General features: G+C 60.2%; 18 protein-coding genes. 8 read left to right on the forward strand and 10 right to left on the reverse strand.

The features are described 5' to 3' along the window. Positions 1-20: 20 nt before the first annotated feature. Positions 21-1,994 (reverse strand): glucans biosynthesis glucosyltransferase MdoH, encoded by a 1,974-nt coding sequence (gene mdoH / locus RLW55_RS15925; RefSeq protein WP_423414704.1) that lies wholly within the window; start codon positions 1,992-1,994, stop codon positions 21-23. Continuing rightward, positions 1,979-3,553: a glucan biosynthesis protein gene (locus tag RLW55_RS15930; protein WP_423414705.1), complete on the reverse strand. Its 1,575-nt coding sequence runs from the start codon at positions 3,551-3,553 to the stop codon at positions 1,979-1,981. Before RLW55_RS15930 ends, mdoH begins: the two co-directional genes overlap by 16 nt. A gap of 1,098 nt (positions 3,554-4,651) precedes the next feature. Here RLW55_RS15930 and RLW55_RS15935 point away from each other — a divergent pair. The 5 genes from RLW55_RS15935 to RLW55_RS15955 all read left to right on the forward strand — a co-directional run bounded on the left by RLW55_RS15935 (position 4,652) and on the right by RLW55_RS15955 (position 9,995). Then, positions 4,652-5,941: a porin gene (locus RLW55_RS15935; RefSeq protein WP_423414706.1), complete on the forward strand. Its 1,290-nt coding sequence runs from the start codon at positions 4,652-4,654 to the stop codon at positions 5,939-5,941. A 397-nt stretch (positions 5,942-6,338) separates the two neighbouring features. Further along, entirely contained in the window at positions 6,339-7,625 is a 1,287-nt protein-coding gene (locus RLW55_RS15940; RefSeq protein ID WP_409559819.1) for a porin, read from the forward strand. A gap of 119 nt (positions 7,626-7,744) precedes the next feature. After that, positions 7,745-8,920, forward strand: a complete 1,176-nt coding sequence (locus tag RLW55_RS15945) for a vWA domain-containing protein (protein ID WP_423414707.1) — start codon at positions 7,745-7,747, stop codon at positions 8,918-8,920. A 154-nt stretch (positions 8,921-9,074) separates the two neighbouring features. Beyond that, positions 9,075-9,599, forward strand: a complete 525-nt coding sequence (locus RLW55_RS15950) for a hypothetical protein (protein ID WP_409559817.1) — start codon at positions 9,075-9,077, stop codon at positions 9,597-9,599. 30 nt (positions 9,600-9,629) lie between these two features. After that, positions 9,630-9,995: an ABC transporter permease gene (locus tag RLW55_RS15955; RefSeq protein ID WP_423414708.1), complete on the forward strand. Its 366-nt coding sequence runs from the start codon at positions 9,630-9,632 to the stop codon at positions 9,993-9,995. A gap of 20 nt (positions 9,996-10,015) precedes the next feature. Here the strand turns inward: RLW55_RS15955 and RLW55_RS15960 are convergent, their stop codons facing one another. The 3 genes from RLW55_RS15960 to RLW55_RS15970 form a co-directional block, all read right to left on the reverse strand. Further along, the gene (locus RLW55_RS15960) at positions 10,016-11,080 is read right to left on the reverse strand and encodes an NAD(P)/FAD-dependent oxidoreductase (protein WP_423414709.1); all 1,065 of its coding nucleotides are present in this window, start codon (positions 11,078-11,080) and stop codon (positions 10,016-10,018) included. Positions 11,081-11,106: 26 nt separating this feature from the next. Then, complete coding sequence (locus tag RLW55_RS15965; protein WP_013947537.1) at positions 11,107-11,427, reverse strand: 2Fe-2S iron-sulfur cluster-binding protein; 321 nt, start codon at positions 11,425-11,427, stop codon at positions 11,107-11,109. 157 nt (positions 11,428-11,584) lie between these two features. Then, positions 11,585-11,914 carry an Hpt domain-containing protein gene (locus RLW55_RS15970; protein WP_409559814.1) on the reverse strand — a complete coding sequence of 110 codons (330 nt, stop codon included), beginning with the start codon at positions 11,912-11,914 and terminating at the stop codon, positions 11,585-11,587. Between the two features lie 444 nt (positions 11,915-12,358). Here RLW55_RS15970 and RLW55_RS15975 point away from each other — a divergent pair, with 444 nt between their 5' ends. Both RLW55_RS15975 and dgcA read left to right on the forward strand, forming a co-directional pair. Beyond that, positions 12,359-15,178, forward strand: a complete 2,820-nt coding sequence (locus tag RLW55_RS15975; RefSeq protein WP_409559813.1) for a hypothetical protein — start codon at positions 12,359-12,361, stop codon at positions 15,176-15,178. Between the two features lie 15 nt (positions 15,179-15,193). Beyond that, on the forward strand, positions 15,194-16,186 hold the full coding sequence (gene dgcA / locus RLW55_RS15980) for an N-acetyl-D-Glu racemase DgcA (RefSeq protein ID WP_423414710.1): 993 nt from the start codon (positions 15,194-15,196) through the stop codon (positions 16,184-16,186). A gap of 6 nt (positions 16,187-16,192) precedes the next feature. Here the strand turns inward: dgcA and RLW55_RS15985 are convergent, their stop codons facing one another. Continuing rightward, positions 16,193-17,398: an MFS transporter gene (locus RLW55_RS15985; RefSeq protein ID WP_423414711.1), complete on the reverse strand. Its 1,206-nt coding sequence runs from the start codon at positions 17,396-17,398 to the stop codon at positions 16,193-16,195. A gap of 152 nt (positions 17,399-17,550) precedes the next feature. On the opposite strand from RLW55_RS15985, the gene RLW55_RS15990 reads away from it, so the two are divergent. Further along, on the forward strand, positions 17,551-18,099 hold the full coding sequence (locus tag RLW55_RS15990) for a hypothetical protein (protein WP_423414712.1): 549 nt from the start codon (positions 17,551-17,553) through the stop codon (positions 18,097-18,099). Positions 18,100-18,165: 66 nt separating this feature from the next. Here the strand turns inward: RLW55_RS15990 and RLW55_RS15995 are convergent, their stop codons facing one another. The 4 genes from RLW55_RS15995 to RLW55_RS16010 all read right to left on the reverse strand — a co-directional run bounded on the left by RLW55_RS15995 (position 18,166) and on the right by RLW55_RS16010 (position 22,681). Beyond that, the gene (locus RLW55_RS15995; RefSeq protein WP_409559809.1) at positions 18,166-19,356 is read right to left on the reverse strand and encodes an OmpP1/FadL family transporter; all 1,191 of its coding nucleotides are present in this window, start codon (positions 19,354-19,356) and stop codon (positions 18,166-18,168) included. A gap of 455 nt (positions 19,357-19,811) precedes the next feature. Continuing rightward, a complete protein-coding gene (gene thiD / locus RLW55_RS16000) occupies positions 19,812-20,630 on the reverse strand; it encodes a bifunctional hydroxymethylpyrimidine kinase/phosphomethylpyrimidine kinase (protein ID WP_409559808.1) in 819 nt (272 codons plus the stop codon). 14 nt (positions 20,631-20,644) lie between these two features. Next, positions 20,645-21,442 (reverse strand): cytochrome c biogenesis CcdA family protein, encoded by a 798-nt coding sequence (locus RLW55_RS16005; RefSeq protein WP_013947529.1) that lies wholly within the window; start codon positions 21,440-21,442, stop codon positions 20,645-20,647. A 27-nt stretch (positions 21,443-21,469) separates the two neighbouring features. Then, positions 21,470-22,681, reverse strand: a complete 1,212-nt coding sequence (locus tag RLW55_RS16010) for a phosphoglycerate kinase (RefSeq protein WP_423414713.1) — start codon at positions 22,679-22,681, stop codon at positions 21,470-21,472. Positions 22,682-22,710 lie beyond the last annotated feature (29 nt).

Below are 22,710 nucleotides of genomic sequence, written 5' to 3' on the forward strand. Positions count from 1 at the left end.
ATCTGCGAGAGGGCGGCTCGCTAGGCCGCTGCAGCGTCCGGCAGCGGGCTAAGTGCACCGGGCGTCGTCATCTTCCGTTCCCAATCGCGCGACCTGTGCCCGGCATCGACCAAAACCGGCGGCGGCCTGCGGTCTTCATTCGTCGCCAACGCCCACCGCTCGATGGGACCGGCACGGCGTGACGTCAGCCAGCTTACCGGTCCTGCCAGAATGAGCCCGCCGATCACCGGCGACATCCAGGCGAGAAGCGCCGGGGAAACCGTATATGTGATGGCCCCGACGATGCCGCCGATGGCGGTCTGCCAGCGCGCAAACCACATCGCATCATCAAACGTGATCGCACCGTCGTTGCGCTTCTGCGGCTTCCATCCGGAATCCCGCCCGGCGAGGATTTCGGCGGCACCGACTGTCTGCGTCACCATGAAGATCGGCGCGATGAGCATCGAATAGACCGTCTCGATCAGCACCCCGATTGTCACCCGAATGGCGCCAAAGAAATTCCGCTCCTTGCGCATCTGCTTCCAAGCGAGCAGCAGGCCGAGTGCCTTAGGCAATAGAACAACGACCATCGTGCCCATGAACAGACGCAACGCAGCGCCAGGATCGATCGTCGGCCAGATTGGAAACAAGGTCTTGTCATCGCGGAAGTAGCTCGGAATCATCTGCTGGCCTTGCAGCGCCAGCACGACACCGACGATGAGCGACATCGCCCAGACGCCCGAAATCAGATAGGAAGCCGCTCCCATACCGAGGTGCAGGCGACCCATCGGCGTCAGCCCCGGTTGCGAGACGATGGCCAGATGCTGGAGGTTGCCCTGCGCCCAGCGCCGGTCCCGCGCCACCACATCGATGATGTTCGGCGGCATGCCTTCGTAAGACCCTTCGAGCGATGGCATCATGTGCACGCCATAGCCTGCGCGCTGCAGCAAAACCGCCTCGACGAAATCATGGCTCATAATGTGGCCACCGAACGGCTTGCGACCGGGAAGGTCAGGCAGCCCAGCCGCCGACGCAAACGCCGCCGTGCGAATGATCGCGTTATGGCCCCAGTAGTTGCCCTGGTCGCGATGCCAGAACGCAATGCCAGCGGCTACCGCCGGACCGTAGGTGTTGCATGCAAATTGCTGCAGGCGCTGCAGAAGCGTCTCGCCGCCAACCAGACGCGGCACGGTCTGAATGAGGCCTGCCTTGGGATCGCCCTCCATCGCAGCGGCCAGCGAAACGAGCGTGCCGCCCGACATCACGCTGTCGCCATCGAGAATAATGAAAGACTCATAAGAGGCCCCGAAACGCTCGACCCAGTCGGAGATGTTTCCAGCCTTGCGCGCCGTGTTCTTCATTCGGCGGCGATAGTAGACCGACGCGATATCGTCGAGTTCGAGCGCAAGCGCTCGATAGACGGCCGCCTCCTTCGCGCCATCCTCGTCGCCGCGCGTATCGGACAGCACAAACACGTCGAAATTATCATTGCGGCCGAGGTCTGCGAGTTCACGCACCATCGCCTCGATCGCACCCGCAATCCGCGCGGGGTCTTCGTGATAAACCGGAAACAGCAACGCCGTGCGCCCGGCCAGTGACGACGACGGGGGCGGCGGCTCGATGGTATCGGGCTGCTCACCAATGAACAGTGGCAGAAATCCCAACGCCGCGCTCAGGCTGCCAATGGCGATCCATCCGAACGCGATCGTTGACAGAATGAGAAAGAGAAACTGGACCGGCGTAATGACGACGAACGACAGGATGCTGAACAGCTCGTGCCCAAAGGCGGCGGTCAGCACTGCAGCGCCAGCAAAGATCGCCGTACGCGGCACCCAATACCCGCGCCGCCGAACTTCAGTGCTCGCGTGCGCCGGCGTGGAAAAATCCTGCGTCGGCATATCGAGCGGCGCCGACGGCGGCAAATGCCGCCACGGTCCCGCGTCGGGCGATGTTTTGGAATACGATGTGACTTCCGGCATCTCGCCTATGAAGTTCTCGTTTACGGCTTTGTCCATCGATAGAGCCAGGTCTCCGAGACGGGTTGATCGCCTGCCTTCAGAACGCAACGAAGTTCGATGAGTTCATTGTCGCCCGTGGCCAGATTAAACGAGACACGAACGCCGGAGATTTCAGGATTTCGCTGGACATTGATGTTGGAAATTTGACCAGCGCTCGCAGACAAATCCACGGCTGGCAGATCCTTCGCGTCCTTGACCGACGGTCCTGCCAGATCGATGACGAAAACAATGATGCCTGGCTTTTTGCCATTTCCCACACGCGTCTTGACGACGCGGGCGCCGGCCCAGGCTTCCGGGACATCTCTGCCCCAGTAGATCTTGTAGTTAAAGAGATGCGGACCGCCAGCTGCCAATTGCTTTGATGGTTTCCAATAGGCGGCGATATTATCGTGAATCTCATCTTCGATGGGAATCTCGACAAGCTCGACGAACCCTTCCCCCCACGGACCTTCCGGCTCGACCCAGACCGAAGGCCGACGCTCGAAATGACTTTCGAGGTCTTCGTAGTTGTGGAAGTCGCGGTCGCGCTGCCAAAGCCCGAAGCCCTTCGGGTCCTTGTCCATGAAGGCGCTGAGCTGCAGGGTCTTCGGATTGTTTAACGGCCGCCACAGCCGCTCGCCGCCGCCATTGATCATGGCGAGCCCTTCACTGTCGTGAACAGCGGGGCGGATGTCTTCGACCCGCCGCTGGCTCGACTGTCCATGGAAGAACATGCTCGTGAGCGGACCAATCCCGACATGGCTCAGGGCAACACGCGGATACAAAGTTGCCTCGACATCCATAACCGTCGTCTCTCCCGGCGAGATCGCAAACCGGTAGGCGCCGGTCGTCGACTGACTGTCGAGTAACGCATGGATGACCAGTTCGGTTGCGATCGACTTCGGCCGTTCGATCCAAAAGCTACGGAAAAATGGGAACTCTTCGCCGCCGGGCTGCGCGGTATTGAGCGCCAGGCCGCGAGCCGATGCACCGTAGACCTGTCCACGGCCGACGGCTCGGAAGTAGCTCGCACCTTGGAAGACGGTGTACTCGTCGAAAGCGTCGGACCGGTTGATCGGCCCGTGGATACGAAACCCGGAAAATCCGAACGGCGCCGCATCGGGGCCCGGACCGATCAGCGGCCCAAACGAAAACAGCTTGTTGTCTGCAACCAGTCGAACCGCCTTACCGGCATCGACGATCCACAGATCGACCGGAACGTCATAGAGCCAGCCCATGGCAAACGGCTGAATCTGGAAATCGAGATGATCCCCTTTCCAGATCGCCTTCTCCGGCCGGAAGCGGATATCGCGGTACTGGCTGTAGCTCAGCTTATTGAACGGCGGCGGCAGATCCATCGTCGGCTTGACGAACGGCTGGTCCGAAAGCCGCTTGGCCTCCGTTTTTACCGTCGTCGTTCCGAAGGTCGTCCCCTGCTGGCTCTGTTGTGGCGCCGGCGACGCCCCATCCGCATAGGCATCTGTTACAGCCAACGCCATCTTGACGAGGCCCATGGCAAAAGTTCCTGCGACCGCCTTCTCAAGCAGTACCCGGCGATCGACGATTTTTCCTGTCATTTCCGATATCAGCCAAACCTCGAGGCGCGCACGTTCCAGCCCAACGCTATCGCGAGACAGCACTGACGAACAGCCCACGACTGCTATCCAACGATTGTGGCAGATTTTCCACTCGCGAGACGTTGGCGTGTGACTTTCTCGTCAACGAATTATGAAGTTAGCAACCCGCCATTCGTTGCATCCTACCGGGCAAGACTGCCCATAAAATCCCCTCGAAGAATTTTCATCGTCAACCGTCGGCAGCCATAGGTTGCCCACACCCAAGCCTTTGGCTCCGGCAGTCCCAGCGGTCGGACGCCGATGCAACATCAGGAAAGCCCTCTGGTCGATGCCGCTGCTGGTCCGCAAGCAGGTCGATTTCCTCAGACAGTTTTTTTATCACTGTCCACATCCCGTTATTCGCGCTCGTGCTGATTTGCGACCCTGCCGTGGTGGGCTTAAAGACCCTCATAGCCGGATTAGTCGAAGCCGAACTCGCCTTTTTTGGGTGGATAAACGGCAAGCGCTCATCGACGCCAGCCTGCTTGCTCGACGCCATGCAGAACTGATTTCGCCAGGCGTTCGGGCACACTGATCGCTTCCAAGCCCAGTGCAGTGAACACTTCGTGCTCGCGAGTTAGGCAGACCAGCCGGAAATGGTTGTCGTGACACACCAGTCGGCGTTTTTAGTAATAATCCCGGCCTTTGCATCTCGACGATGTCTTCAAAATCGGTCAAAGACTGACATGCGGACGCCGTTTATCCACATGACGACCACATGAATCATCAGTGATTTTTCCTTCCCCGTCGCCATGACAAGGAAGTCACTTCGTCCGAATTTAGGTCGGCCCGTGACCGCCGTGTGGCAGCATCAACGCTCGTGACTTTTCCGTCACAAATCCCCGCAATTCCACAGCGGAACGCCCGTCCACTATTCCCCGACCGAATCAGATCTGCTTAAAACATAACCCTGAGCGGTGATTCGGGGGGAAACCCGTTGGCCGCAAAGACGGGTTTGAGGACGGGTAAAATAACACCACGGAAAGAAGAAGAGTGTTGGGCCGGGCGCTGGCGCTCCTGCCTGTCATTCCTCAAGTCGAAGCAGACGGGAGTAGTTCTATGAACAAGTACAGTCTGAGTGCCCTGGCGGCGGCAGGCCTGATTGCGGGCAGCCTGTCAACCGGCAGTGCATCGGCAGCTGATCTCGGGGGGAACTGCTGCGCAGACCTCGAGGAGCGCATCGCAGAATTGGAAGCTACGACGGCACGCAAAGGCAACCGCAAGGTCTCGCTCACCGTGTCGGGCTGGGTTGGACAGCAGGTTATGTGGTGGGACGACGGCGCTGAGTCGAACGCCTACGTCACGGACCTCGGCTCGACGCTCGGCAGCCACGTGAAGTTCACTGGCCAGGCGACGATCATGCCGGGCTGGACGGCAGGTTACGTTCTGCACATCGAAGCCATCGGCTCCGACAGCTTGACGACCAGCCAAAGCCAGCCTGACGGACCGAACGCTCTGACCGGCACGTCTAACGGCGTCTCGACGCTGCAGTCGTTCTGGTTCATCAAGAGCGACCAGCTGGGTAAGGTCTCGGTCGGTAAGCAGTCCGACGCGGCTGACAACGCAGCGATCTTGGTTGACGGTTCGGGCTCGCTCGTCCCCGCCAACTGGGTGGCGTTCGACGTCAACAGCTTCGGTATTCGCACCAACAGCGGCGCTCTGTTCGGCCACTGGGGCGGCGACTACTGCCAGAGCGCTGGCGGCGCCTGGGGTGACTGCTTCGGCGTTCCGCGCAACGTCGTTCGTTACGACTCGCCGAGCTTCGGCGGCTTCTCGGTGTCCGCATCGTGGGGTGAAGATGACATCTGGGCCATCACCACGCGTTACGCCGGTGAATGGGCAGATTTCAAGGTTGCAGGCGTTGCGTCTTACGCTGAAAGCACCGACGAGGCCCTCAACGGCTTCTCAGGCGGTTTCGTGAATAACGCGACCCAGCGCTACTTCCAGGCTGGCGCATATGTCGAACACATCCCGACGGGCCTGTTCGCATACGGTGCTTACGGCCACGACGACTATGACTTCGCTGGCTCGGGTCAGTCGGAGACGTGGTACGGCAAGGGCGGTATCCGCCAGCGCTGGACGCCGCTTGGCCACACGATCCTGTACGGCGAATACGAGAACATCAAAGGCTCGGGCGTCTTCTCCCAGTCGGAGAACCTGCTTGGTGGCCTCGATGCAACCCACGATCGCACGCAAGTCATCGGTGGTGGCGTTGTTCAGGAAATCGACTCGGCTGCGATGTCGATCTGGGTGAAGTACCGTCACCTCGATTACAGCGACAACAACGATCTCGGCATTGGCTACAAAGACTTCCAGTACGTTGGCATGGGCGCTTTGATCAACTTCTGATCCCCGGCCAAAGCCACCAAATCGAAATTGAAGGCCGCCCCTTGCCGGGCGGCCTTTTTATTTGTGTGCATATGAATTCGCTGATGCGTGGAAAACCCACAGTGCGACTTCCGTGGCTCGCACAAAAATAATGCCTTCAAAAACAGTTATTTAGACTAGTTTTCGAGCATCTGCCCAACAATCCGGCTAGTTGCCCCTGCGCCACATTGTCGGATTCGTCGCGGTCGTTTCGCAAACCGCAATTGTTGCCAACCCACGAATCACGGACTTTCCCGGCAAGCGGCGAAGTCACTTGGTAGGGGTTCCGCCGTGGATCGCTTTTGATGCGGCCGACAATACGGCGAACGCCAAGTACCGCGTCTACTACTAGAAGTGATTGAAGACGGGAGAAGGTAGAATGAGGAAGATGAGGGTAGGCGCACTGGTCGCTGCAGGCGTTCTCGCTGGCGGGTTCGCCGCGACGAATGCTTCTGCAGCAGACTTGGGCGGCAACTGCTGCGCAGATCTAGAAGAGCGCATTGCAGAATTGGAAGCGACGACGGCGCGTAAGGGCAACCGCAAGGTCTCGCTCACCGTGTCGGGCTGGGTTGGCCAGCAGGTTATGTGGTGGGACGACGGCGCTGAGTCGAACGCCTACGTCACGGACCTCGGCTCGACGCTCGGCAGCCACGTGAAGTTCACTGGCCAGGCGACGATCCTTCCGGGTTGGACGGCAGGTTATGTTCTGCACATCGAAGCCATCGGCTCCGACAGCTTGACGACCAGCCAAAGCCAGCCTGACGGACCGAACGCTCTGACCGGCACGGCCAACGGCGTTTCGACGCTGCAGTCGTTCTGGTTCATCAAGAGCGACCAGCTGGGTAAGGTCTCGGTTGGTAAGCAGTCCGACGCAGCTGACAACGCAGCGATCTTGGTTGACGGTTCGGGCTCGCTCGTCCCCGCCAACTGGGTGGCGTTCGACGTCAACAGCTTCGGCATCCGCACCAACACCGGTGGCCTTTTTGGACACTGGGGCGGCGACTACTGCCAGAGCGCTGGCGGCGCCTGGGGTGACTGCTTCGGCGTTCCGCGCAACGTCGTTCGTTACGACTCGCCGACCTTTGGCGGCTTCTCGGTGTCCGCATCGTGGGGTGAAGATGACATCTGGGCCATCACCACGCGTTACGCTGGTGAATGGCATGACTTCAAGGTTGCTGCCGTTGCGTCTTACGCTGAAAGCACCGACGAGGCCCTCAATGGCTTCTCAGGTGGTTTCGTGAACAACGCGACCCAGCAGTACTTCCAGGCTGGCGCATATGTCGAACACATCCCGACGGGCCTGTTCGCATACGGTGCTTACGGCCACGACACCTACGACTTCAGCGGCTCTGGCCAGTCTGAGACCTACTACCTGAAGGGCGGTATCCGTCAACGTTGGGTTCCGCTCGGCCACACGGTTCTCTATGGCGAATACGAGCACATCAAGGGCTCGGGCGTATTCTCCCAGTCTGAGAACTTGGGCCTCCTCGGTGCCACCGAAGATACCACGAAGGTTTGGGGTCTCGGCGTGGTCCAGGAAATTGACGCGGCTGCCATGTCGATCTGGGTTAAGTATCGTCACCTCGACTATGACGATAACAACACCCAGGGTCTTGCCTACGACAACTTCGACTACGTCGGTATGGGCGCTCTGATCAACTTCTGATCTGAAGCCAGACGATCGAAATACGAGAAGCCGCCCCTTTGGGCGGCTTCTTTGCGTTAGAACGTGCTTGCGGCGCTCCGCTCATTGTCTCGACGCTCCAAAACACCTAGTTTTGCCCCATGTTCCAGGCCTTCTTCACAGAGCTGCGCTCAGCCAAACTACCGGTCACGCTCAAAGAATATCTGACCTTGCTTGAAGCCGTACGCTCGGGCATCGCAAGCGGCCGCGTCGAAGATTTCTATTATCTGGCGCGCGCCACGCTCATTAAGGACGAGAGCAATCTCGATCGCTTCGATCAGATCTTCGCCCATGTCTTCAAAGGCCTCGAAAGCCTGCCCGACGCCGCGGAAGCCGAAATTCCCGAGGAATGGCTGCGCCGTGTGAGCACGCTTCACCTTTCAGAAGAAGACAAGAAGCGCATCGAAGCGCTCGGCGGTTGGGACAAAATCATGGAGGAGCTGAAGAAGCGCCTCGCCGAGCAGAAAGAACGCCATCAGGGCGGCAACAAATGGATCGGCACCGGCGGCACGTCACCCTTTGGCGCGTATGGCTACAATCCGGCTGGCGTCCGTATCGGCCAGAAGGAAAGCCGCCATCGCCGCGCGATCAAAGTCTGGGACAAGCGCGAGTTCAAGGACTTGGCCGGCACGGCGGAAATCGGCACACGCACGATCAAGGTTGCCCTACGCCGCTTACGCCAGTTCGCCAGGACGGGCGCCGCCTCAGAGCTGGACCTCGACGGCACCATCCGCGGCACCGCAGAAAAGGGCTACCTCGATATTCGCATGCGGGCCGAGCGGCACAACACCGTCAAGCTCCTCATGTTCTTCGACATCGGCGGCTCGATGGACGATCACATCAAGGAAGTCGAAGAGCTGTTCTCGGCGGCCCGCTCGGAGTTCAAGCATCTTGAGTACTATTACTTCCACAACTGCCTCTATGAAGGCGTCTGGAAGGATAACGCCCGTCGCTACACCAACAAGATCGACACCTGGCAGGTTCTGCACACTTACCCGGCCGACTACAAAGTGATCTTCATCGGCGATGCCTCGATGAACCCCTACGAGATCACCGTTGCCGGCGGCTCTGTCGAGCACATGAACGAAGAACCGGGTGCGGTCTGGCTGAAACGTGTTGCTGACATCTACAAGCACACGATCTGGCTCAATCCTGTGGATCCAAGACACTGGGATTGGACACCCTCGATCGGCATTGTGAGCAAACTGCTTGGCGGACGCATGTATCCGTTGACTCTCGACGGTCTTGACGCCGGTATGCGCGCCCTGATGCGCTGATGCCCCGTTTCGGCCCCACTCGTGGCCGATGACGCCTAAAGTTGTATTGCGACTCGTTTGTCTCAAACCGTGGGAAATGGCGCCTGAGCCATTGACCGGCCGCGGCGACTAGGCCATCTCAAATGCGATATCGGGGGTGGGGGGAACATTCCCAATGAGAAACGCCAAACTGATCCTGACCGTGGCCGCGACCGTTGCTCTCGGCGGCTGCGGCGCCTCGCTGCCGAAACTGCCGACCACAGGTTCGCTTCTGGGCGGCTCCAGCACGGCAAAAGAAAACCGCGACCCGAACGACCCCGTCGCCCGCGCCATGGGCGTCGCCGCGACCTCGGCCCGTGCCCTGAAATGCGGTTACAATTTCGATCCGGGCAAACTGAAGAGCCAATACCTCGCCTACGAAACGGCATCCGCACCCACCCTGGGCGAGAAATTATCCAACGTCTACGACACCGCATTCAACGGCGTGACGAAGGCGATCTCCGCGAAGGAGCAGGAAGAAGACTACTGCACGCCTGATCGCACGGCCCGGATTAAGGAAGCACTCAATCGCAATCTTGCCGGCGATTACACGCCTCCTCCCTCCGAAGCGCCAGAAGACAGCGGCGGCTTGTTCAGCGGCTTCGGAAACAGCGGCACCGGCGATGAAACCAGCGAGAAGATGAAGGAAGTCTTCCAGTAATACCGCAGTCACGCTTCTCGGAGCGCATGCGTGCAACAGATTCTATGGGCTGAAATCGCGATCAAGGGGACAACCGGCGTCGTACTGATCGTGGTCCCTCTCATCACGTTGACGCTGGCCGGCATCGAGAAGCCAAACTCCGGACTCTGGCCGCGACTCACTGGCGCGCTGATCCTCTCAATCGCGGTCAGCGTCTGGATCGGCCTCACTTATCCTGAAGCCCGCGGCTCCATCGGACCTGCCGCGCTAGTGCCGATCAATCTGATATCTGCAGCAATTCTGATTGCGGCGCTGGTCATGGGCGCCGCTGCCCCGACGCGCCGCGGCAAATTGATCGTCGCTGCGGGTGCCGTCGTCCTGCTTGCCCTTGGATTTCTGGAAATCGCCCACGCCTGAGCGTGGGGAGACCGCGAACGTTATTTCACGCCGAGCTTCTTCTGCAGGCTCGAAGACGACGTCGTGTATTGGAACATCACTTTCTTGTCCGGATAGACGATCCGTTGTGCGGCCTGCGCCATCAGCGCCCCCTCGTGGAAGCCCGACAGAATGAGCTTCAGCTTGCCCGGATAGGTGTTGATATCACCGATGGCGAAGATGCCATGCTCGCTCGTCTCGAAACGCTCGGTATCTACGGGGATGAGATTCTCGTGAAGATTGAGGCCCCAATCCGCGACAGGGCCGAGCTTCATCGTCAGACCGAAGAACGGCAGCATGGCAGTGCAGGGAATTTTTTCGCTGCCTGAGGCCGTTTTTACTTCGAGCGCCGACAGCTGCCCGTCTGCCCCGTCGAGCGCAGTCACCTGCCCGATCATCAACCGGACGGACGCCTCCTCCACCATCTTGCGCATTTTTTCGACGGAATGGGGGGCTGCCCGGAATTCATCGCGGCGATGGATCAGTGTCAGGCTCTTTGCGACCGGAGCAAGGTTGAGCGTCCAGTCGAGCGCGCTGTCTCCGCCACCGACGATGACGATATCCTTGCCGCGCATGGATTCGATCTTGCGCACCGAATAGAAGACCGACTTGCCTTCGAAGTCTTCGATGCCGTTGAGTGGTGGGCGCTTCGGCGTGAACGATCCGCCGCCGGCTGCAATCACGACGACCTTGGCAATGAATTCCGTGCCGGCATCCGTAATAAGGTGATAGCGACCGTCGGCGTACTTCTTCAAGCCATCGATACGCTCGCTAAAATGGAAGACCGGGTTGAACGGCTTAATTTGCTCCATCAGTCGTTCGGTCAACTCCTGCCCCGTCACTATAGGCAGCGCCGGGACATCATAGATCGGCTTTTCCGGATAGAGCTCGGCGCACTGACCGCCAGGCCGATCCAGAATATCGACAACATGCGCCTTGATATCGAGAAGGCCTAATTCGAACACGGCAAAGAGCCCGCACGGACCTGCGCCGATGATAACGGCATCGGTCTCGATTGGTGCGCTCACTTCGGAAGAAGCGGATGCAATAGAAATCGTTTCGGCCATCACGATCGTCCGTTGAATGTCTTTGATCAGAACTGCTTTGCGGGCACGCGGACGACCAGACCGTCGATCGCATCGGAGATCTTGATCTGGCAAGACAAGCGGCTGCCCTCGCGCACGTCGAACGCGAAATCCAGCATGTCCTCTTCCATGTCGCTCGCCTTACCGACCTTGTCGCGCCAGGCGTCGTCAACGTAGACATGACAGGTCGCACAGGCGCACGCGCCCCCGCATTCTGCCTCGATCCCAGCAATGTCGTTGAGCTTCGCTGCTTCCATGACGGTCAGACCGTTTTCCGCTTCCACCGTCTGACTCTCGCCGTCAGGCTGGATGAACGTAATTTTCGTCATGGTTGCGCGTGTGTCCTTGAGGCTTGAATGGGCCGTTGAGAACGGCCTCAGACGGATGGGGATCGTTGGTTAGCGGGCACACTTAATTGGACGCCGCCAGTATTTCAAGCCGAACGCGGGGGATGCGGCGGGAGGGCCACAGAAGATCGGTCAGCCGCTAGGCTTTACACGCCGTTTCCTTGACGAAAGTACTGGCTTCTGCGGCGGCGGCCTCAAGTTTTGCGATCGCCTCGGAACAAGCACCGGTCGTCACGTTCGCAGGAAGCGTCTCCGCTTCCTGCGCCAGCGCAGCGATCCGCCACGCTCCAACAGCCCTGCTCGATCCCTTGAGCGCATGCGCCGCGATTTTCCAGTCCCGCTCAGTCTCGGCCGACTTCAGAGAGGCAATGGTTTCAGGCAGCTGCGCGAGGAAAAGCCCGAGAATTTCGGCCTCGAGAGCCTTGTCTCCAAGGGTATATCTCCTCAGATGAGCGAGATCGACCGGCACGTCTATCGGCCTGTCGCTTCTATCCGGGGTGTGCAGATCATACGATCGAGCCCGCGGAGCATCCATACGTCACACCTAAACCGATGGCGGTCAGAAAGGCGTATTCCCGCCATCCTGGCCGCAACTTTTGGGGATAGAATAGTCCCAGAACCGCAATAACTCTGGGTAAACCGGACCGGGGTGTTTCGGCCAACGTCATAAACGGCTACTTAACCTACGACGTGAGGCCGCAGCCGCATCGGAGGAGCGCCTGCCGCCGCAATCCGGCCGTATTATCGGTCCCAATTCGCTAACCCCCTAAGATGCATAGACATTTCTTATGGTTACGCATGTCTTTCCATTTTGCGGGCAATTAAAACTCTTATAGGGTGCGAATGGGAGTTCCGGTGGCCTGAAGCGCACGGGCTTGTGCCGCGTACCGGATCGAGTGGGGGACATTGCGCAATGTCGCAAGATCAGATTGCGAAACTCATGGCTATTGCGGGCAGAACACCGCCCGTCGAACCGTCCCTGGACGGCATCCCTAACGATGCCCAACCCGCGACGGACGCCAAGGAGCCTGCCTCTAGACCGGCGCCCTCCCTTCCCCCGCCGCTGCTTTCAATCGATGCCGCCCAGGCGCCAGCCGCGACGGCCGCGGCCTTAGCTCTTCCCGCGCCAGCGCCGATGCCGCCGCCCGACAAAGAACAGCCCGCAGACGAACCCACCACCGAGCCGCCAGCCCGCCGCGTCGCGCGTCGCCGCCCGGCAGGACCGGTCCGTGGTAAAATCGCCGCCAACGACGACATCCCGAGCATCGGCGGCCTGATCTACGCGCTCGAACAGAAGCCGTCGAACAAGGTTTTTCGTTACGCCGCCATCGGCAGCGCCGTCTGGGCCGTCGTCGGACTGATCGTTGGCGCCTTGACGCTTGCACCCGGATGGCAGGCAGGCGAGCCCCTGTCGTCGCTCCTGCTGCATCCGACGACGTTCTACACCGCGACCGCCATCATCGCGCCGATCGCCATCATCTGGCTGTTAGCCCTTCTGTCGTGGCACATCGCATCGCTGGCACTTAAATCCGCAACGATGAGCGAAGTCGCCATTCGCCTCGCCGAGCCCGACCGCACGGCGGAACAATCAATCGCTAGCCTGGGTCAGGCTGTCCGCCGCCAAGTCTCGTTCATGAACGACGCCGTGTCCCGCGCCCTTGGTCGCGCCGGCGAACTTGAAGCACTCGTGCACAATCACGTCGCCGAACTCGAACGCTCCTACGAGCACAACGAGCGCCGCATCCGCGAGCTGATCAACGAACTCGGAGGCGAACGTCACGCCCTTCTCGACACGTCCACCAACGTCACCGAAACGCTGAAGACGCTCGGCACCGAAATTCCGACGCTGATCGAAAAGCTCTCGACGCAACAGCTGACGCTTCGCGGCATCATCGCTAATGCAGGCGAAAATCTCGCCAACCTCGAAGGCTCGCTTGCTACCGCCACGGGCCGCTTCGAAAATGCCGTCGGTTCGCGCACGCTTCAGCTTCAATCGGTTCTCGAAGACTACACCACTGCCTTCTCGACCGCGCTTGGCGCTCGCACGGAACAGATGCGCGCCACGTTCGACGGTTACATGCAGACGCTCGATACGACGCTCGGCAACCGCACTGAAAACCTCCAGACTGTTTTCGAAGAATATGCGCGCGCGCTCGACACCACTCTGTCTAACCGCGCCCAGGCTCTCGACATCCAGCTCGTCGAACGAACGCGTTCGCTCGATGAAGCCTTCCAGAAGCGGCTTGAGCTATTCGACGATCAGATCATGCGCTCGACGACCGCCATCGACCATGCGGTCAGCGAAAAGGCGTCTCTGCTGACGAATGCCCTGCAGCTCCATTCGCAGACCTTCCGTGAAACGATTGCGCAGCAGGCGACGGAACTCGACGATTCCGTCGTGAACGGCATCAACGCCGTCCGCCGGACGAGCGAAAACATCACACGTCAGACGATGAAGGCCATCGACGGGCTTTCGAAACAGTCGGGCATCCTGCAGGACGTCGCCGATAATCTGTTCCAGCAGATCCACGGCGTCACCAACCGCTTCGAGAACCAGGGCGAGCAGATCCTCAAAGCCGCCAACGTCCTCGACACCGCCAACCTTCGCATCGAGTCGACGCTGCAGACGCGGCACGCCGAGCTTTCGCACACCATCGATCGCCTCTCGGGCAAAGCCGACGAATTTGGCCGCACCATCGCCGGTTATTCATCGAACCTCGAAGGTTCGCTCGAAAATATCGAACTCAAGGCCCGTGCCATTGCCGAGGAGCTGCGCGACACCGCCGAGAGCCGCTCGCGCGCCTTGATGGCCGAACTCGATCGCGTCAAGCATGAGACCGAGGCCCAGAGCGATCGCGCGCTATCCGATCTCCGTCATCGCTTCCAGAACGTATCGGGCGAACTGTCTCGCGAATTCGAAACGCTATCGACCCGCCTCTCATCGGCATCCGAAGAAACCCGCCTCCGGGCAGCCGAGGCCGCCGCCACCCTGGCGAGCGAGCAGGCCCGCATTCGCGAAGAAGCCTCTCGCCTCCCGACTTCGACGCGCGAGACGGCGGAATCGATGCGCCGCGCCCTGCAGGATCAGTTGCGCGCCATCGAACAGTTGACGCAAATTTCCCAACGCGCCAACGCTCCCCGCGAAATCATGCGCCCTGAGCCAGCTCCCGCGCCCGCGCGTCTCGCGCCGACACCGTCGCTGACCTCCGCGCTTATCCAACAGGAAAATGCGCCCAGCCGCAGCCGCGCCAGCGTCCAACAGGATCAACGCGAGGGCTGGTCGCTCGGCGATCTCCTTGCCCGCGCCTCGCACGACGAAGACCACGCGCCGGTCCGCAATGTTCCGCCCGAACCAGCACCTGCACCGCCGCCGCATTCGCCTGCCCCTCACTCGGCCGCGCCAGTGCGCCTCGACGTCGGCATGATCTCCCGCGCGCTCGATCCGCAGACGGCCGGCGCCATCTGGAACCGCATTCGCGCGGGTCAGAGGAACGTCCTGGTCCGCAGCATTTACGCTCCGGAAGCGCGTATGCTGTTCGACGAAATCGCCGCCCGCGCCCAGACCGACGCGGACCTGTCGCAGTCGATCTTCCGGTACCTTACCGACTTCGAACGGATCATCAAGGAAGCCGACACGCGTGACCCGTCTGGTCGCACGGCGCAAAGCCATCTCGTGTCCGATACCGGCCGCGTCTATCTCTTCCTCGCGCACGCAGTCGGCCGGATTCGCTAACCGGCAAAGGCCGCCATGTCGCCTGTCCGCATGCCGCCTATCCGCGTCGAAGCACGACACGAGGCATGGCCGCTCAGAGAAGCTTTCATCATCTCACGCGGCGCGAAAACCGCGGCCGATGTCGTCGTCGTAGAAATAACGGACGGCACGCACAAAGGCCGCGGTGAAGCCGTCCCCTATGGCCGCTATGGCGAAACAGTCGATGGCGTCCTCGATGCCATCCGAACGGCTGCCGATCGAATTTCAACGCACGCCGACTTGCTGCGTGAGCTGAAACCCGGCGCGGCCCTCAATGCCCTCGACTGCGCCTTCTGGGACCTCGAAAGCAAGCAGACCGGCATTCCGGTTTCAAAGCGCGCTGCGCTTCCCGAACCCGCGCCGCAAGTCACCGCCTTCACCTTGAGTCTCGCCGCCCCCGACGAGATGGCGGCAAAAGCCGCTAGCGTTGCCTCTCTCTCGCTCTTGAAGCTGAAGCTCGGCGGTGACGGCGATGACGCACGTATGCGCGCTGTCCGGCAGGCCCGCCCAGACGCTCATCTTGTTGTCGACGCCAACGAAGCCTGGACTGCAGAAACGTTGACGCCTTTGCTCGCGGTCGCCGCTGAATGCGGCATCGAATTGATCGAACAGCCGCTTCCCGCCGGTCAGGACGGGATCCTCCGTGCCACTCCCCACCTCGTCCCTATTTGTGCCGACGAAAGCGTTCATACCGCCGACGATATCCCGCATCTCATCGGTCTCTACGACGCCGTGAACGTCAAGCTCGACAAGGCGGGCGGCTTGACAGGTGCAATCAGCCTCGTCGCAGAAGCACGCCGCAACGGTCTCAAGATCATGATTGGCTCGATGGTCGGAACATCACTCGCCGTTGCGCCCGCGATGCTGCTGGCACCGTATGCCGACTGGATCGACCTCGACGGCCCGCTTCTGCTGGCGCGAGATCGCGAGCACGGCTTGAGCATCGACAACGGCGTCATTCGGCCGCCAAGCCCTGAGCTGTGGGGCTGACTCGCCTTACACTGGATCCGCCGCCGCCATCGTCGAGCTGCTGCGGTTGCGGAGCAGCCAAAGCGCTGCGCCAAACGCCACCATCGAGATCGCGACCATCCCGAGATACGACAGCGACCCGGCGCGCACGTAGATCCATCCAGCGACCAGCGTCGCCGCACCGAGCGCGACACCCGCAGCCATTGTCGCGTAGAGCGATTGCGCCGTTCCCTGCTTATCGCGCGCCACGTTTTCGTGGATGAAGTGGATCGCGCCGATGTGGCAAGCGCCATAGGTCGCGCCATGCAGCAATTGCAGCGGAATAAGCATCGCCAGCGGCGGCTCGAACGCCATCCCCGACCAACGCACGATCGACGCCAACGCGGCAAGCGCGATGAGGCGTAACGATCCAATCCGCGCGACCGCCCGTCCGGAAACGGAAAACAGCATGACCTCGGCAAAGACGCCGACGGCCCACAGCGTTCCGCACCACGCCGCCGAAAGGCCCTGCTTTTCCCAAAGCAGAATCCCGAACGTGAAGAACGTAGCGTGCGCTGCCATAACGAGACCAGCCGCTACGAGAAACAGACAAAATTGCTTCTGGCTCAGGAGATCGTGCAATACGGATGACCGCCACAACGGCAGCGCTGGCTTGATCGCATCTTCAAACCGCTCGTCCGGAGGCAGGAAATGTCCGGCAGCAACAGTCAGAACGCACCCGAACGCGATCAGCCAAATACCGGCTCCGCCGCCGAAAGCGTAGATCACCAACCCGCCGATAAAATTTGCCGCCACGAACGATAGGGATCCCCACAGCCGCATTTGCCCATAGTCGAGGCCGCGGTAGCGAACACCCGTCACCGCGATCGTCTCGATCAGCGGCATGATCGTCGAGTTGCAGAGCATCAGCGCGATTGCGAACAACAGCACCGGCCAGAACGATGATGATTCAGCCAGCGCCAACACCAGCGCGATCGTCAGCCACGCGAGCAGCACGAGATACCGGCGGTGCGCTCCGCTCCGATCTGCCGCCATCGCAACTACGGGTGACACGAACACGCGCAGAAACAGAGGCGCCGCGATTACCGTGCTGATCTCGCCGGCCGACAGTCCGCGCCAGTTCAGCCAGACTGGGAGAAACGGCGTGTGCATGCCGTAAAAGACGAACAACGCACCGTAAAATAGCGCGACGCGCATCGCGAAACTGCGCTTTGCGTCATCCCCGCTGGCCATGCCCGTCCTCACATCTCTATGCTCATGCCACACTATAACGCGGAAGGCGTAGCGCTGACCGATAAGTCCTGTTTAGTTCAGCCTAAGGTTGTGTCTTCGCCGCTTGCGAATCGCGTACCCGTTGAGGCGATTTTTTGCGGAGCACAACTGGCATGCAGGCTCTCACTTCGCCCGTTACTGACGATATTGAAACCGAATACCGCGCCATTGAGGCGACACTGCTCGAAACCGCACGCGGGCGCTGGTTCCTGGCCGAGCACGGCCGCCGCGCGCGCCGCCTGGACAGCGCCCTGCTTGAAGACGCCATTCGCCGTCTACAAGGCTCCCTGCGCGAGCCGCCGGCGCTGCTCGGCCAGCTCAAGGCCGAAATCGAAGCCGTCCGATCCCAGATGGCCGAGACCCGAGCCGCCCTCCTGGCACGTCCTACGATGGATGAAAGCGTGCTACCGACACATGCTATGCTCAAGGCTGCCGAAGATATTCACGACATCGCCTGGTCGCTCCAGGCCAATCCGTTTGATCCGCAAGGCTGCGAGCAAATCGCCCGCAATGCCGGCAAGCTCTATGCCATGAGCCAATCGCAGGCCGCCCAATCGAACCGCGTCGTGGCCGCCGCGAGCGCACTTGAAACATCGGCTAACAAACTCGAAGGCGTTCTCGAAAGCATCCTGCACGAGTTACAGGTCGATGAGGCCGAGTAGCTGCCGGGCATAGTGACACAAAAAAGCCGGGCGACATGCCCGGCTTTTTTTGTGGGGTAGCTGATCTTACCACCTCGTCCGCATGCCGAACGAGACAAGATCGACAGCAGCTTGTGATTCCCCTTTGAATTCCAAGGTTGGGAGCGGCGCGAGAGTGCCTGTTCCTTCCGGCGTACTAATGTCTACACCGCCGTCCTGAATGAAGATGTGCGAGTAGCCGATGTCGAACGTTGTTGCGTCGGTCCATTTGTAGCTCGCGCCGACACTCAGCCAAACGCGATTATTGTCTGGAATTTGAACGATCCGCCCCGTCGCAGAATCGATGGGCGACATTTCGTAGGCGACACCGGTCCGCAACGTCAAATTGGGCGTATAGTCGTATTCACCGCCCACAGAAAAGAACCAGCCGTCAGCCCAGTTTGTCGGCAGGTTGAGGCCACCCCCTATCGATGGCAACGACAGCGGCAGGTTCTTGAATCGGCTCCAATTCGTCCACTCTACGGTACCGAGCAGCCGGGTTGTCGGCGTTATGACCTGCCGCGCACTGAGAGTGACGATATCTGGAAGGTTGACCGTGGCGGTCCCCGGCAGGCCGCCAAGGCCACTGAAAGATCCATCAATGTCATGGGTCAATTGAGACCGATAGCCGAGACCAATGGTTGTTCCGGTAAATGGCTCAAGGGTGATACCCGCGGTGCCTCCGAATGCCCAATCCGCTCCGCCGAACCTATCGAGTTTTTGCGTCAGCAGATCGCGAAATTGAAGCTTCGCTTGCGCCCATTCTATCTGAAGTCCCGCGCCGATCGTAATTCCCGGCGCGATGCGATAGGCGATCGTCGGGTTAGCATTGATCGTCAGAAGTTTGGTCGTCACTCCGAGATAGGAGCCCGGATAGTTCACGTTATCGGGCTTCGTCGCAAGGCCGAACGGCGAATTCATCGCAAGACCAACCCAGAGGTCTTTGTTGATCTGGAGGGCGGCATAACTTGCACCGCTCACCGCATCGATGCCTATGTTGCCACTGCTTCCAGAACCAACCAGCGGATTGCTAACGTCCACATTCGCGTAGGGAAGAATCAATGTGTAGGACGATTCAGTGTTCAAACCCGGAAACTGGGCCGTTGCAGCTGGGTTCCAAAACATCGAGCCGAGGCTTCCGCCTGCCGCCGACCCTGCCGAAGCCGAACCCAGAAACACGGTCGATTGCTCGTGGATATCGAAACCGCCGGCGGAAGCCGCGCCCATGTGCGCCAGCATGGCTGCAGAGCTAATCCCCAAAAGGCGGAACGCATTTTTTATTATATTGATTTTGCTCAAAGACAGCATTCGTGACCCCCAGGACGACTCAGCGCCTTCCCCACAAATGCCACAATAGCTCCATCGCCCCCGCGCCACATCAGGGTTTCAAACATGAAACTCAGTGTTCGGATTTGATGACTAAGCGCTGTGCTTCTTGGGCAACAAAAAACCGGCCCGCCGAAGCGGACCGGTTCTTGCCAAGCCGAGTCTCAATCCCTCGAAACGTCGCTTGGCGCTCCCCCCGGAGTCCTTAAGCGGCGGACGTGCCACCGAAATCGCGCGCAAGCTGCCAAAGTCCTACTGATGGTGCAAGACTTGACTCTTCACGCAGGGGGCGAGTCGGTGCAGGACGATGCGCCCTCGCAACAGATCGCACGTTGGAAACCCAAAAACGTTGAACCCCGAAAATCAGCCTACAGTTTTCTGAGTGCAAAATTGTGGTCAATCGGGCCATTGCGACCTTTTCCAACATGCAAGTGCGAACCCGACGATAACGCGCCCCAAACGAAGCCCTTGGCATCGGCGACAGCCACATCGAGAGGCTTGCCGAGAGCCATACCGGCAGCAATCGCCGCCGATAATGTACAGCCCGTGCCGTGTGTATTGCTTGTGACGATACGTGGTCGACGAAACGACGCATGCGTTTTGCCGTCGAACAACATATCGATCACATCCTCCCCACTCCCATGGCCGCCTTTGAGCAGAACAGCGCCGCAGCCGAACTGCATTAGCGCCTCGGCTTGTGCGCGCATATCAGCCTCGGTCGTCGCTTCCGGACGATCGAGCAAACGGCTGGCCTCGGGAAGGTTGGGCGTGATGAGGCTCGCGCGCGGAAGGAGTGCGTGGCGCACCGCATCAATAGCGTCTGGCTTCAGCAGCACATCGCCGCTGGTCGCCACCATGACCGGATCGACGACGACAGGCGCGGCGCCCATCTCACCCAGAAGCGACGCCACGATCTCGACGGTGGCGACATCTCCGAGCATGCCGGTCTTCATCGCGCCAAGCGAAAGATCCGAGACGACAGACCGGTATTGGGCTGCGATGAAATCCGGAGGGATCGCAAACACACCAGATACGCCGGTCGTGTTCTGCGCCGTCAACGCCGTTATTACGCTGGCGCCGTAAACGCCGAGCGCAGCAAACGTCTTGAGATCGGCCTGAATGCCGGCGCCGCCCGACGGGTCCGATCCTGCAATCGTCAGTGCAATCGGAGGCGTTTTAGCGCTCATGGCGTCGACAGCTTTCAGTGCGCCCCTTGCTTCAAAATCTCGGCACCGAGATCGGCCGGCGTAACGTAGGATTCAATCCTGCCGAGTGCCGGAAAGTTTTCGATCATCCACTGACTGAACCAGTTCTGCGCGCCGAACACGAACAGCAAGCCGGTCACGACGAGCAGCAAGCCCATCACCCGCTCGAGCGTCACGAAGTGCCGCTTGAACTTCTGCATGAAGCCGAGAAACGGCCTGACAGCGACGGCCGCCAAAATGAACGGAACCCCGAGCCCCAGAGAATAGATCAAAAGCAGTTTGACGCCAGTCGCGAGGCTGTTCTCGCTCGCGGCAAGCGTTAGGACAGTGGCAAGCACCGGTCCGATGCACGGCGTCCAGCCGAACGCAAACGCAAGCCCCATGATGTACGCGCCGAAGAAGCTTGCCTCCATCTCGGCCGCCGAATAGCGAGCTTCCTTATAGAACGCGTGAATTTTCAAGATGCCAAGGAAGTGCAAGCCGAACAGGATGATGACGACGCCGGCCGCAGTTCCGAGCGCCGCTCGATAGGACAGCAAAACCTGACCGATAGTGCTTGCACCCGCGCCGAGACTGACGAACACCGTCGTGAAGCCAAGCACGAAGAAAACGGCGGACGCAACGACGCGCAGCCATACGCGCCGGTCGATCTTGTCTTCCCCTGTCAACTGATCGAGGGTCGTGCCGCCGATGTAACCCAGATAAGGGGGCACCAGAGGCAGCACACATGGCGAGAGAAAACTTACCAGTCCCGCGAGCGCGACACCGAGGTAGATATGGACATCTGCCAGCATGCTGCCTTCTTTCAAATTGCCCGCGGGCTAATGCACTTTCTCGCGCGTGAGCGCCGCGATGCCGGGCAACTCACGCCCTTCGAGCCATTCGAGGAACGCGCCGCCCGCGGTCGAGACATACGTGAAATCGTCAGTCACACCGGCAGCATTCAAGGCGGCGACGGTATCGCCGCCGCCGGCAACTGACACAAGCTTACCGGCTTTCGTCAATTCCGCGGCAGCGCGCGCCAGCGCGAATGTGCCCTCTCCGAACGGCGAAATTTCGAAAGCACCGAGCGGGCCGTTCCACAGCAGCGTTTTCGACGCTGCAAGCACATCGGTGGTGCGCACAACGGACTTCGGACCAACGTCCAATATCATGGCGTCGAACGGCACTTCGTCGACCGACACCACTTCATTCGCCGCGCCTTCCTTGAACTCGCGCGCGATGACAGCATCGACCGGCAGAATGATCTCACAACCCTTCTGTTTGGCTTCCGTCATAATATCGCGCGCCGTCGCATGAAATTCGGGTTCGGCTAGCGACTTGCCGACCATCACGCCGGACGCCTGCAAAAACGTATTCGCCATGCCGCCGCCGATGATCAGCTTGTCGACCTTTGCGACGAGGTTGGTCAAAACCGGAATTTTAGTCGACACCTTCGCCCCGCCGACCACGGCCGCCGTCGGGCGTTGCGGTATTTCCAGCGCCGTTCTGAGTGCGTTGATTTCTTCCATCAGCAGCGGACCTGCGAAAGACGGCAGGAAGTTGGTCAGTCCTTCCGTAGATGCATGAGCGCGATGTGCGCACGAAAAAGCATCGCCCACGAAAATGTCGCCGAGCTTCGCGAGCTCCTCGGCGAATTTCGGATCGTTCTTTTCTTCGCCTTTGTGGAAGCGCAGATTTTCGAGCAGCGCGACGTCACCGTTCTTAAGCGCGCTGACCGTCGCTTGTGCCTGTTCCCCGATACAGTCCGGCCCGAATGCAATCTGCCGCCCCAGAAGCTGCTGCATCGCGTCTGCGATCGGCCGCAGCGACAAGTCCGCTTCCGGTCCGTTCTTCGGCCGTCCGAAATGCGAGATGACGATAACCTTCGCCCCGCGATCAGCCAGCGCCTTCACGCCCGGCAGCACGCGCTCCAGACGCGTCGCATCCGTCACCTTCCCGTCCTTGACCGGAACGTTTAGATCCGCCCGCACGATCACGCGCTTTCCCGCGACGTCGATGCCGTCCGTCGTCTTCAACTTATCGAGGTTCATCAAGACACCACTACGGTTTGCGCTGCGTC

This window comes from Hyphomicrobium sp. B1, assembly GCF_049532635.1.
Taxonomy (GTDB): Bacteria; Pseudomonadota; Alphaproteobacteria; order Rhizobiales; family Hyphomicrobiaceae; genus Hyphomicrobium_B.